This window comes from Bacteroidota bacterium, assembly GCA_016720935.1.
Taxonomy (GTDB): Bacteria; Bacteroidota; Bacteroidia; order AKYH767-A; family 2013-40CM-41-45; genus JADKJP01.
On the sequence record JADKJP010000003.1, the window covers coordinates 26,888 to 39,361 of the forward strand.

General features: G+C 42.2%; 13 protein-coding genes. 11 read left to right on the top strand and 2 right to left on the bottom strand.

The genetic code is table 11. The features are described 5' to 3' along the window. Window positions 1–11: 11 nt before the first annotated feature. From IPP86_02630 to IPP86_02665, 8 genes are all read left to right on the top strand, one after another. A complete protein-coding gene (locus IPP86_02630) occupies window positions 12–281 on the top strand; it encodes an acylphosphatase (GenBank protein MBL0137412.1) in 270 nt (89 codons plus the stop codon). A 239-nt stretch (window positions 282–520) separates the two neighbouring features. Then, window positions 521–2,017, top strand: a complete 1,497-nt coding sequence (locus IPP86_02635) for an oligosaccharide flippase family protein (protein MBL0137413.1) — start codon at window positions 521–523, stop codon at window positions 2,015–2,017. A 56-nt stretch (window positions 2,018–2,073) separates the two neighbouring features. After that, window positions 2,074–2,505, top strand: coding sequence for a dUTP diphosphatase (gene dut, locus IPP86_02640; protein MBL0137414.1), 432 nt, complete (start codon window positions 2,074–2,076; stop codon window positions 2,503–2,505). 234 nt (window positions 2,506–2,739) lie between these two features. Beyond that, a complete protein-coding gene (locus tag IPP86_02645; GenBank protein MBL0137415.1) occupies window positions 2,740–3,741 on the top strand; it encodes an NTP transferase domain-containing protein in 1,002 nt (333 codons plus the stop codon). 85 nt (window positions 3,742–3,826) lie between these two features. After that, window positions 3,827–5,560 (top strand): tetratricopeptide repeat protein, encoded by a 1,734-nt coding sequence (locus IPP86_02650; protein MBL0137416.1) that lies wholly within the window; start codon window positions 3,827–3,829, stop codon window positions 5,558–5,560. 40 nt (window positions 5,561–5,600) lie between these two features. Continuing rightward, entirely contained in the window at window positions 5,601–6,482 is an 882-nt protein-coding gene (locus tag IPP86_02655; GenBank protein MBL0137417.1) for a DUF4292 domain-containing protein, read from the top strand. A 197-nt stretch (window positions 6,483–6,679) separates the two neighbouring features. Beyond that, window positions 6,680–7,996 (top strand): peptidoglycan DD-metalloendopeptidase family protein, encoded by a 1,317-nt coding sequence (locus IPP86_02660; protein MBL0137418.1) that lies wholly within the window; start codon window positions 6,680–6,682, stop codon window positions 7,994–7,996. Window positions 7,997–8,188: 192 nt separating this feature from the next. Further along, window positions 8,189–8,380 (top strand): twin-arginine translocase TatA/TatE family subunit, encoded by a 192-nt coding sequence (locus tag IPP86_02665; protein MBL0137419.1) that lies wholly within the window; start codon window positions 8,189–8,191, stop codon window positions 8,378–8,380. 29 nt (window positions 8,381–8,409) lie between these two features. Here the strand turns inward: IPP86_02665 and IPP86_02670 are convergent, their stop codons facing one another. Both IPP86_02670 and IPP86_02675 read right to left on the bottom strand, forming a co-directional pair. Then, window positions 8,410–8,676: a hypothetical protein gene (locus IPP86_02670; protein ID MBL0137420.1), complete on the bottom strand. Its 267-nt coding sequence runs from the start codon at window positions 8,674–8,676 to the stop codon at window positions 8,410–8,412. Next, complete coding sequence (locus IPP86_02675) at window positions 8,654–8,980, bottom strand: hypothetical protein (GenBank protein ID MBL0137421.1); 327 nt, start codon at window positions 8,978–8,980, stop codon at window positions 8,654–8,656. The genes IPP86_02670 and IPP86_02675 overlap by 23 nt, the downstream gene beginning before the upstream one ends. Before the next feature lie 271 nt (window positions 8,981–9,251). On the opposite strand from IPP86_02675, the gene IPP86_02680 reads away from it, so the two are divergent. The 3 genes from IPP86_02680 (at window position 9,252) to IPP86_02690 (ending at window position 12,400) form a co-directional block, all read left to right on the top strand. Further along, window positions 9,252–10,499, top strand: a complete 1,248-nt coding sequence (locus IPP86_02680) for a T9SS type A sorting domain-containing protein (protein ID MBL0137422.1) — start codon at window positions 9,252–9,254, stop codon at window positions 10,497–10,499. Window positions 10,500–10,788: 289 nt separating this feature from the next. Next, window positions 10,789–12,231 carry a transglycosylase SLT domain-containing protein gene (locus IPP86_02685; GenBank protein ID MBL0137423.1) on the top strand — a complete coding sequence of 481 codons (1,443 nt, stop codon included), beginning with the start codon at window positions 10,789–10,791 and terminating at the stop codon, window positions 12,229–12,231. Next, complete coding sequence (locus IPP86_02690; GenBank protein ID MBL0137424.1) at window positions 12,152–12,400, top strand: LysM peptidoglycan-binding domain-containing protein; 249 nt, start codon at window positions 12,152–12,154, stop codon at window positions 12,398–12,400. Before IPP86_02685 ends, IPP86_02690 begins: the two co-directional genes overlap by 80 nt. Window positions 12,401–12,474 lie beyond the last annotated feature (74 nt).

The following is a 12,474-nucleotide window of genomic DNA, read 5'->3' on the forward strand; positions in this document are numbered from 1 at the left end:
CCCTAAAAAAAATGAGAACAGTCCAATTAAAAGTCCACGGCCTTGTGCAAGGTGTCTTTTTCAGGAAGCACACTCGGGAAAAGGCAATTGAACTGGGAATCGTTGGCACGGTTCGGAATCATGAGGATTCAACGGTAATCATTGAAGCAACCGGCGAAGCGGAAGCTTTGGGTGCTTTTGTAAGCTGGTGTCACCAGGGCCCGCCAAGAGCAAAAGTCAGCCACATAGATATCCACGAGCTCCCATTGAAAAAATTCAGCGATTTCAGTGTGTTGAGATGAGGGAATGAGTTTCTTTGATTGCTGATTGTAGATTGTAGTTTGTTGATTGGCTTTGCAAAATGGGTTGTGGCTTTCGGTATAAAGTATAAGGTATAAAGTATGAAGTAGCGTGTTTTTTCTCTAAGCACTAAGCACTAAGCTCTAAGCACTAAGCTCTAAGCACTAAGCTCTAAGCACTAAGCTCTAAGCACTAAGCACTAAGCACTAACCACTAACCACCAACCACTAACAACTCCTCCTTGAGCTTACTCAAAAAACTCGCCGGACAAACTGCTACATACGGGCTCAGCTCGATTCTGGGGCGTTTTTTGAATTTTCTGCTGGTACCTATTTATACAAGAGTTTTTCATGCGGGGGAATATGGTGAAGTCACACAGTTTTTTGCCTACGTTTCTTTTCTGAACGTTTTGTTTACCTACGGAATGGAGACTGCGTACTTCCGCTTTTTTCAGTCGGAGAAAGGGGATCCGAAAGTGTATTCGACTTCCATGATTTCGATAGTCATCAGTTCGCTGATACTCGGATTGATCATTGTCGGTTTTTCAGGGCCTTTATCCGGATTCATTACTGCTGTAGACAGTCAGAGTAAAAATACACCTCTTTATATTTCCTGGTTTGCCGGGATCCTTGCTTTTGATGCGATCTCTACCATTCCTTTTGCAAGATTAAGAATGGAGAACAAAGCAAAACGCTTTGCATTTATCCGCTTGTTTAGCATACTGGTGAATGTTGGTCTCAATTTGTTTTTCCTGTTTTGGTGCCCTAATGCTATCGCCTCCGGAAATACCTGGTTGCAATCCATCTATGATCCTCAGTTTGGTATAGGCTATGTTTTTTTATCGCAATTCATTTCCAGTTTTCTCACGCTGCTCGCACTTTCTCCGGAAATCTTCGGGATCAGCTTTGCCTTTGACACGAAGTTGTGGAAACAAATGATCATCTATTCGTTCCCGCTGATGATCGCCGGATATGCGGGAATGGTGAATGAAACGTTTGACCGGATTCTTTTGCCTTATCTGCTTGCAGACAAATCACAGGCGGTTACTCAGTTGGGTATTTATGGAGCTTGTTATAAGCTCTCCATGCTGATGACTCTGGTGGTGCAGACTTTTCGTTATGCTGCCGATCCCTTTTTCTTTAGCCAGGCCGGGAAAGAAGATGCTCAGAAAATTTATGCGAGGGTAATGTATTTCTTTACCCTGTTCTGTTCTTTCGTTTTCCTGGGAATTCTGCTCTATCTTGATATCGTAAAGCATTTTATCGGTGATGAATACAGGAGTGGACTCGGAATTGTCCCTGTTTTGTTGCTGGCAAATTTATTTCTGGGAGTTTATCTGAATCTCTCCATTTGGTACAAGATCACTTCGAAAACCCGTTGGGGTGCCTGGTTCTCGGTCTTTGGCGCGGTTGTTACCCTCTTGTTTAATTTCCTTCTCATCCCGATCATGGGTTTCTATGGCGCTGCATGGGCCACTTTTATTTGTTATGCATCCATGATGATCGTTTCCTATATCTATGGACAAAGACATTATCCTGTTCCTTACGATCTCAAATCCTTTGCAACATCCATCGGTTCAGCTGTCATTATTTACGTGGTAAGTTTGTATCTGCGTGGGTTTTTTCCGGAAAACATGCCTGTTATCTTGTTGATTAACACATTATTAATGCTAAGCTGGCTGGGGCTGATCTGGGTCTTTGAAAGGAAGAAAATTGCATACCTTCGCAGGGTGAAATAATCCCTGCGCCGGTAAAGAAATTCCGGATGAAGTGGTATTGTATTTTCAGAAAAAGCATGAACGTTCGTATCATCAATCAGTCTGCCCATCCATTACCTTCTTACGAAACTGCCCATGCAGCAGGAATGGATCTCAGAGCCAATTTAAATTCCCCTGTTGTTTTGAAACCCCTTGAACGCACACTCGTACCAACGGGCCTGTTCATTGAATTGCCTGTTGGTTTTGAAGCGCAGGTCAGACCACGAAGCGGACTGGCGGCAAAGAAAGGGGTTACTGTTCTCAATTCACCGGGAACGATAGATGCGGATTATCGTGGAGAAATTAAAGTTATCCTCGTTAACCTGAGCAATGAACCTTTCACGATCGAAAATGGAGAAAGGATCGCACAACTCGTCATCGCCCGACATGAACAGGTAAGCTGGGAACAAGTCAGCGAACTTGCAGAAAGCGGACGTGGAGCCGGGGGCTTTGGATCGACGGGGGTTTAGTGGTTCGAAGTTCGAAGTTCAAAGTCAAAAGTCAAAAGTCAAAAGTCAAAAGTCAAAAGTCAAAAGTCAAAAGTCAAAAGTCAATTTGCTTAAGCCATACAAATTAAAAAAATTTTGGATACAAGGCAAATTTTATCTAAATTCTAAATTCTAAATTCTAAATTCTAAATTCTAAATTCTAAATTCTAAATTCTAAATTCTAAATTCTAATACCTAATACCTAACATCAATTCAATGAGAATAATCGTACCGATGGCTGGAATGGGAAAAAGGATGCGGCCGCATACCTTGACAGTTCCGAAACCTTTGATCCCTGTTGCCGGAAAACCTATTGTACAATGGCTGGTGGAAGACATCACCAAGGTTTGTAAAGAAAAAGTTGAGGAAATTGCCTTTGTGATCGGAGATTTCGGGAAAGACGTGGAAGCTCAGCTGGTTGCCATTGCAAGCAGCCTCGGCGCAAAAGGAACCATTCATTACCAGGATGAACCACTTGGAACTGCTCATGCAATATTATGCGCCCAATCTGCGTTAAAAGGTAAAGTGATTGTGGCGTTCGCGGATACTTTGTTTCGTGCCGATTTTACCATCGATGAAAACCAGGACGGTGTAATCTGGGTTAACCGTATTGATGACCCGCGCATGTTTGGTGTCGTGAAAGTCAATGATTCAGGAACCATCACTGATTTTGTGGAGAAACCTCAGACCTTTGTATCGGATCTTGCCATCATCGGAATTTATTATTTCAAAGACGGCGATTATCTCCGCAAGGAAATGCAATACCTGATCGACAACAACATCAAGGAAAAAGGAGAATACCAGCTCACCAACGCGCTGGAGAATATGAAGCAGAAAGGAACCCGTTTTGTTCCCGGTAAAGTCGATGAATGGCTGGATTGCGGAAATAAAGACGCCACAGTATACACCAACAAACGTGTCCTTGAGATTCATCAAAAAGAAAATATGATTTCCAAAAGTGTGAAATCAGAAAATTCTGTCATCATACAGCCGTGTTATATTGGCGACAATGTTGAATTGAAAAACGCTATCGTCGGTCCGCATGTATCGATTGGTGCGAATTCGAAAATTGAATCTTCAGTCATAAAAAACTGCATCATTCAAACCAATACAAAAGTCCGCAACAGTGTTCTTGATAATTCCATGATCGGACATTTTGCGGAATACAACAATTCACCCGAACAACTGAGTCTCAGCGATTACTCTACCCATAACTAAAACCACAGCCTGCCCTGCAGCATCTCTGTTTGCTTTTTTGTAAACAGAAAATCCGGAAGGAACAGGTGTGGATGAACTCTCCTCCATGAACCGATATTTTGCAATGCTCATTGTTGCCATCCTGTTGATCACAGGATGCAAGAGCACTCAATCCACTACTTCTTCCCCAAAGGTTTCAAAGAATACTTTGTCTGACGGTCAGCGCGCGGAGGTTACTTTTTTATTCTTCAATGCGAACAAGGAAAAACTCCTGGGCAACTACAACAATGCCGCTGATCTTTTCGCTGAAGTGATCCGCAAAGATCCGAACAACGCCGCCGCGATGTATGAACTCGCGAATATATATGGCGAGCAAAAGAAATTTACCGACGCGTTGTTCTTCAGCAAAAGCGCATACCTGATTGATCCTTCCAATCCATGGTATACCATGACCTATGCTGATGTTTTGCAGAAGAATAAAAAATTCGATGAGTCGGCGACTGTCATTGAAAAGCTGGTCAACACCTATCCTGATCGTGTAGATTATTATTACGAATGGGCATCGGCATTGTTGTATGCCGAAAAACCAGCGGAGGCGATCAAAGTGTATGACAAGCTTGAGGCAAAGACCGGCATCAACAAGGATCTCAGTATGCAGAAAGCCCGGCTGTATCAGCGAATGAACAAGAATGATAAAGCTGTTGCGGAATTGCAAAAACTGATCGAAAGCAATCCCAATGAGGCTCAATCCTATGGCATGCTGGCGGAATTGTATCAATCGATGGGTGAAAAAGAAAAAGCGCTGGAGACCTACAACAAAATTCTAAAGATAGATCCTGAAAATCCATACATCCATTTATCACTCGCTGATTATTACCGGAATAATGGAGATAAAGAAAAATCAGTAGAAGAATTAAAAAAGGCTTTTCAGAATAAAGATCTTGATATCGAAACAAAGCTGAGTATCCTCAGTTCTTATTTTGCACTCGTTGAATTGCATCCTGAACTCAAGGAACAGGCCTTGGATATGTGCCGTCTTCTCATTGAAGCACATCCAAATGAATCACGTGCTCATGCTGTCTATGGTGATTTTTTATACCAGGATAAAAAAACCGCTGAAGCTTTGGTCGAATTCAAAACAGCAAGAGAACTCGGTTCCAAAGAATTTATTGTCTACAGGCAGATCATGTATCTCGAAGCACAATTGCAGGCCTGGGATTCACTGCTTGTCGAGAGCGAAGAAGCACTCACTTTATTTCCTGATCAGCCGGAAGTATATTACCTGAAAGGTGTGGCGTGTTCGCAAAAGAAAAAATATACTGATGCAGTCGCGGCATACCAGACCGGATTGAAAATGGTGGTGGATAATAAAAATCTGGAAGTTCAGTTTTATGCGAGTCTGGGTGACACTTACCAGGAACTAAAAGATTTTCCGAAGTCTGAAGAAAATTACGACAAAGCACTTGAGCTAGACCCAAAGAACGCGACGGTGTTGAACAATTACGCGTATTATTTATCACTTCGCGGAGAAAAACTGGATAAGGCGGAAGTGATGAGTGGACAAAGTAATGCTTTGGAACCCAACCAGGCTTCCTACCAGGATACTTACGGTTGGATCATGTATAAAATGGGCAAATATTCCGACGCGAAAATCTGGATAGAAAAAGCCATTGCCAATACTCCGGGTAAAAGCGGTACATTGCTGGAACATTATGGCGATGTTCTCTTTAAACTCGGTGATACAATCAAAGCGTTGGATTATTGGCAGCAAGCCAAAGATGCCGGTGATGGTTCCGAGTTTTTGGATAAAAAAATTCAGGAGAAAAAACTTTTCGATTAATACCGGCGGCATTTTATCGCCGCTGATGTTCTCCTGGCTCATGGATAAATTTTACCTTCAAAACCGGTTTAGCATTTCATTTCGTTCTCACGGACGAATATTTCTTTTTTCCACATTGCTTGTGTTCCTGTTCAGTTGCAAAACAACTCGGAAGATTGTCGAAACACCTCCTGCACCCGTAAAGCTGAAAGGAGAAGAAGTCATCAGTGTTTTTGATAGTGTATTGTCCAGGCAATTTAATTTTGAATGGCTCACCGCCAAAGCTACTGTCGATTATACCGACAAGAGTGGTGAAACAAACACATTTGATGTCAATTTGAGAGTAAGAAAAGACAGCGCGATCTGGATCTCAATCACACCATTGTTGGGAATAGAAGCGGCACGTGTGCTGATCAATCGTGACAGCCTGATGATTTTGGATCGTGTACATAAAAAGTTTAGTGCAAGAGATTATAATTATCTGGAAGAATTGCTGAAATCGGATGTCAATTATGACATGATTCAGGCAGTGATTGTCGGGAATTATTTTCCGTACTTAAAAAATGAGAAGCTGAAATCGATGTACGAGGATGAACCTTATATTATTTTGAGTACACTCAATAAACGTCAGGCCAAAAGGGTTCAGGAAGAAAAAGATCCGAGTAAACCTATTATCCAGGATTTCTGGATCGATGGCAATTACCGGATCGCGAAATCCAGAATTACCGATGACAAAAAAGACCGTTGGATTGAAGCGAACTATAAGAATTTCATGGATGTGAATTCCGAACTTTTCCCTGGCAACCTGGTGGTGACCATTTCTTCAGCTTCTCCAATTATCATCAAACTGGAGTACACAAAGGTTACAGCCAATGAAGAATTTTCCATGCCTTTTTCAGTTCCTGAAAAATACGAAAGGGTAGTTGCGCCTTCCGGGAATTAGGTGGTAAACCCTGATTCTGACAATTCAGTTAATTCTGTTAAAAGCAGGCATTTCCCGGGTATTTACAAGGGTTCCGCATCCTTTTCCTGATCCCGATAAAATCTGTAAGTTTTTCTATAACTTTTAGTCAATTTTTCCGTTCAATCTTGAATACAAATTATCGTTCGAGGAATAATCCGCGGCAACACTGAATACAAATGCATAAGCAGGAAATGAGCAGGGATGGGGGGAACAGGTGGTTTGGGATGACGATTCGTTTTATCCTGCTGACCGTTTTTTTTCTTATTCAGATAATTGCTTTTGCTCAATCCAAGAAGGAACTGGAGCGTAAGAAAGCACAGATTCGTCAGGATATAGAATATACCAATGAGTTGCTCAGTCAGACGAAGAAAAATAAATCCGCTTCACTTTCACAACTGATTGCCCTCAATCAAAAAATTTCCTACCGTGCGGAGCTCATCAGTACGATCAACACGGAGTTGAATGTTGTGGATCATGAAATCGGTCATGTCTCCACGCGGATCGATTCACTGAATTCACGATTGGATGGCTTGAAAAAGCAATACGCTGAAATGCTGTATTATGCTTATAAGAATCAGGGAAATTATTCCAGACTGGCATTCATTTTTTCCGCGGAGAGTTTCAACCAGGCTTACAAGCGTCTTAAGTATTTGCGACAACTGAGTGAATATCGTTTGCGTCAGCGCGATCTGATCGTGCAGGTACAGGACTCATTGAATGGAAAGAAGCGTGAGTTGCAGGATGTAAAACAAGATAAATCGAGATTACTGACAGTTCAGGTAAAGGAGAAGCGGGATCTCAGCAAGGAGAAAAAGGAACAGGTAAGTGTGCTCAATAATCTGACTGTAAAGGAAAAGAAACTGCGGGCGGAGTTGCGTGAGAAACAAAGAAAGGAGCAAATCCTTGCATCGAAGATTGAAGACATCATCCGTAAGGAAATAGAATCCGCGCGTACAGCGGCAAGAAAGAAAAATGCAAGCTCCGGAAGCGCGAATGTTTCGAATAAGAAAATTGAGAATGTCAGCAGCGCGAATTCAACCAGTGTATTGGCAAGCACTCCGGAAGCGATCAAGCTGAGTAATGATTTCGAAAGTAACAAAGGCCGTTTACCCTGGCCGGTGGAGCAGGGAATCATCAGTAGTTCCTTTGGCCGACATGCGCATCCGGTGTGGAGAGATGTGGTAGTAAATAATAATGGCGTTGATATCAATTCCAAAAAAGGCGCGAAAGCAAGGGCGATTTTTGACGGCAGAGTGTTAAGGGTAATTATGGTCGTGGACAAATACGCGATCCTTGTTCAGCATGGTGAATATTTCACCCTCTATTCCAACCTGCAGGAAGTCTTCGTGAAGGCCGGCGATAAAGTCATCACCAAACAACCGATTGGTTTGGTTCAGACAAATGAGGACGAAGGGAAGACTGAAGTACACCTTGAAATCTGGCGGGGCAGCAATAAAATGGATCCGGAAGGATGGTTGGCTGCGAAAAGGTGAGCTATTTAAATTAACCGCAAATCGCCTCAATTATCCATTAATTGATAATTGAAACCCTCTTTTGGATAACAAAAACAGGACTTGATAGTACAATTCTGGCTTGAATGATAAAAAGGCGGCTAATTTATGGCTTAGCCAATGAAAATATCTACCTTTACAACCGCACCAGTAGTGCATTAATTCAAAGATAAAATGACACTTCAAGTACTTCTTGGATTTCTTGGCGGAATGGGTGGAGGAGAAATTTTTCTCGTTCTGGTTATTATCCTCCTGTTCTTTGGCGCTAAACGTCTGCCTGATCTGGCTCGTGGATTGGGAAAAGGAATCAAGGAATTCAAAGACGCCAAAAATGGCGTTGATACAAAAGAAGAAGAGAAGAAATAGTTCTTCTCTCCTTTTAAAATTTCCGAGTTTTATTTTGTGGAGCGAATGCGCTCGATCATGGTTAGTGGAATACTTTCCCGGAAAGGTTCCAGTACTTTGTGATCGTGATTTTCCAGTGCATTGATCAGGCGTTTTCCTTTTTGTACACTGATAAAATAAATTTCCTGCATTGTATTGGATCCACTGGCCTTATCCACAAAGATCCACCCCACCTTTCGCTTATTATTTATCAGATAAAGTGTCGCGATCTTATTCAGATGCGGGGTAATTTCATCAAATCCCATAGCGTGTTTCATTAGTTGGTTTAAAATTTTGGTAGATCGCGGAAACGATTTTTTCTTCTATGACTTCTTCCGCTTCAGGGTCTTTTTTCTTTGCATCAATGATGGCCGTTACGTCAACACGTGTGATGGAATCCTCGACAGGACTTAATTCCAGCACCACTTGTTTTGGACTTCTGAACCAGGTTCCGTCCTGGTAAGCCATAATGATGGTCGTGTGTTCACGAAGTGTTTGCACCCGAAAACCTTTTCGGATCAGCATCTCTTGTAATTTTTGAATCACTAAGGGCAAAGCACAGCCCAGTAGCGCAGTTTCCATTGCCATGTTGAGACAGTTTAAGTCAGGGCCGCTGTGAAGCAGCCAAATGCTGTTGTGGTTTGACGAGAAGGAATCCTGTGTGTTGCCAGCTTCGCAGGCTATTTGCCCCACACAGATTGGTTAGGACGTATCGAAAATACCACCGTGGACAGGTGGAAGTCCAACTAATTCGGTAAAGACCCTGAACTATTCCACCAATAGCCTTCAAGCGTTGGTCAATCAGCTTCCGTAGGATTGAAATTCCTATCTTTGATAGTAAAATCAGCCCTGCATGAGCCGTTTTTTTAGCCTACTGACTCTTTTTTTACTGAGTATATATCTCCAAAACCCTTTGTGGGCGCAGAACAGAGGTTCTTTTAATGAAGAAACTGGGTTTTTGCAGTCGAATGAGTTCCGCTTTTTCACAAATACCCCTTCGTTTCGCAAGATTGCCCGTGTGAATCAGCTGTATGACGATGTTTTTCATGTTTTCAGCAATGCTGATAGTGTTCGTTACTACTATTTACCCAATCAGCTCAGCGATTATGAACTGAATTACTCTTCGAACGGCACATCATGGTACCTTTCCTATCGCACGCTTTATAGCTATACCGGTTCGGATCAGATTTTACTCATCACCGGACAGAATTTCCTGGGACAATGGGAAAATGCTAAAAAGGATTCCTTCGGGTATGGAACAAACAATTTACAAAGCGATAAAACTTCCTTCTTGTATAACCCGGGCATACAACAATGGATCTATACGGGAAGGGCATTGTATACTTATTCCAACGCGGATTTATTGACGGAAGAAATTCAGCAGGTATACGATCAAAACACCTGGAAGAACCAATACCGTTATTCGTCTGGCTACGCAACCGACTCAACTTTGTCAGTGTACCTGACAGAGCGATGGGATATGTCCTTCAATACATGGTTACCACAAAGGCGAACAGATTATACGTATGATTCCGGAAAGCATCTGCTCAATGCATTCATTTATCGATGGGACACAGTAGATTCATCCTGGTATCATTTGCAAAAGTGGAGTGTTTCATATGATTCGGTGTATCATCCTGTGACTTATTTATATGAAAATTACGATACACTGCTTTCTTCTTATTACAATGGGAGTTTATTGAATTACACCTATGATAGCAATGGAAATCTGGTGTATTCTATTTTTCAAAACTGGATCGTTCAGGAGAACGAATGGGAGAATGAGAACCAGTTCTTTTATTACTATGAACCAGTTACAGGAATTGATGAACTTGAATTAAAAGTAAGTGTTACTGTTTATCCAAACCCATCAGCAAAAAAAATATTTGTTAGTCTGAACGGGACCCTCAATTTAAAATTTCCGATCACCTTTTTTATTTATGATGTCAGTGGGCGGTGTGTTTTCAAAAAAGAAAATATTTCTCTTCCATTTGAAAAAGATGTTTCCGGAATGCAGGAAGGACAGTATCAACTTGTGATACGGGATTGTGATGAGCAATACATCTCTGGAAAATTTCAGGTAATGAAGAGTGAATGGTGAAATTAAGCTGAGTCCGGACTCTAAACTCCAAATTTCACAACCGTCTATTCCATTGATATTCAGGCGATCACAACTAGCTACAATTTAGGTTTTTAAATGAAGAATGCATGCTCTTTTTTAACACAATATACATGTGTAAGAAAGTCAGTTCCTTAGGGTCAACTTCATGACGCTTTCATCGTAAATTGATTTATAATTAACAGAAAACCATATCTTTGCAATCCTCCTAAGAAAATAACCGATGTAGATTTAATCCCCGAAAAAACGGAGAATTGAAATGAGAAATTACATGAAACACATACTTGCGACATCACTGTTTGCCTCTCTGATGTTCGTCGGCTCGCAGCAGCTCGTGGCACAGTCGCCCGATGCAGTGATTGAGCAGGCCGTTGCAAGTGGAACATACGATCCGATTGCAGCGACTCTCGACAGCCTGGTAAGCCTGAATTACATTCAGCGCCTCAGCTTCGCGAGCTCCGGTACACAGCAAGGCAATAACTTTCAACCCTACGAAGTCCCATCCTATGCCGACGATATCTATCGTAAGCGTATCGAGAAAATTCAAACACCAATTCCTTTAGCATACAATAGCCAGGTTCAGGAATACATCGACCTGTATGCATTGCGTAAACGTGCATTGACAGAACGTGTAATGGGTCTGGCGAATTTGTATTTCCCTTTGTACGAACAAATTTTTGATCAGCAGGGTCTTCCTCTTGAATTCAAATATCTGTCTATTGTTGAAAGCGCATTGAACCCAACTGCTGTTTCCCGTGTGGGAGCAACAGGTTTGTGGCAGTTCATGCTCGCGACCGGCAAGCTGTACAAATTGAAAGTAAACTCTTACATCGATGAGCGCCGTGACCCTGTGAAATCGACAATGGCTGCAGCTCAGTATTTCAAAGACATGTATGCCATCTACAACGATTGGCTGCTTGTAATTGCCGCTTACAATTGTGGCGCAGGAAATGTGAACCGTGCCATTGCCCGTTCCGGTGGAAAGAGAACATTCTGGGAAATCAGCCCTTATCTGCCCAAAGAAACACGTGGTTATGTTCCGGCATTCATCGCCGTTACTTACCTGATGAATTATTCATCTGAACACAACCTCACATCTGTTCCACCGGTGATCAGTTATTTCGAAGCGGATACAGTGATGGTCGACCGCAAAATGCAACTGCGTAATGTAGCTGACGCGATCAATGTTCCTGTTGAATTGCTTGCTTATCTGAACCCTGTGTATAAAAAGGGTGTGATTCCCGACAGCGATGAACCGATGACATTGCGCCTTCCAACAAACAAGATCAATACCTATATCGCGAGTATAGACAACATCTATCAGCAACAGGATCTTGTAGCTCAGGCTTCCTTTGTTGCCGCGGATGTTCGGGATACTGATTCAGAACAAGGCGATCAGCTGACCAGGAAATTGCACAAAGTCAGAAGTGGTGAACATCTTCAAACCATCGCGAACCGTTACAGCTGTTCGGTTCAGGAATTGAAACGATGGAACCATCTGAAGAGTACCAAACTCAGAGCCGGACAGAAACTCACGGTATATGTAAATGCTCCACGGAAAGCGGAGGGCAAACTGGTTATGAAATCTTCACCTGAAAAAGCGAATACAACAGCATTGAATTCAAGTGTGAGCGATTCTTCCACAGAAACCAACCAACCTGTTCAAGCTGCCCAGGCTCAAAGCTCACCAAGTTGTCACTTCTTCAAATGTTAAAACGAACGATAGCAAAATAATCTACCACGTTGTTCAGCCGGGTGATACTCTCTGGAAAATCGCGCAACGTTATGGTGGAATGACCGTTGAATCCATCAAACAGATCAACCGCCTTGAGTCCAATGACCTGAAAGTCGGTACCCGTCTGAAAGTTACAATTGGAGGTTAATCCAAGAAATTTAATGGAAAAGAGTGATGATCCTGTTCATCGCTCTTTTTTTTTGCCTTTTTCATTAATTTGTT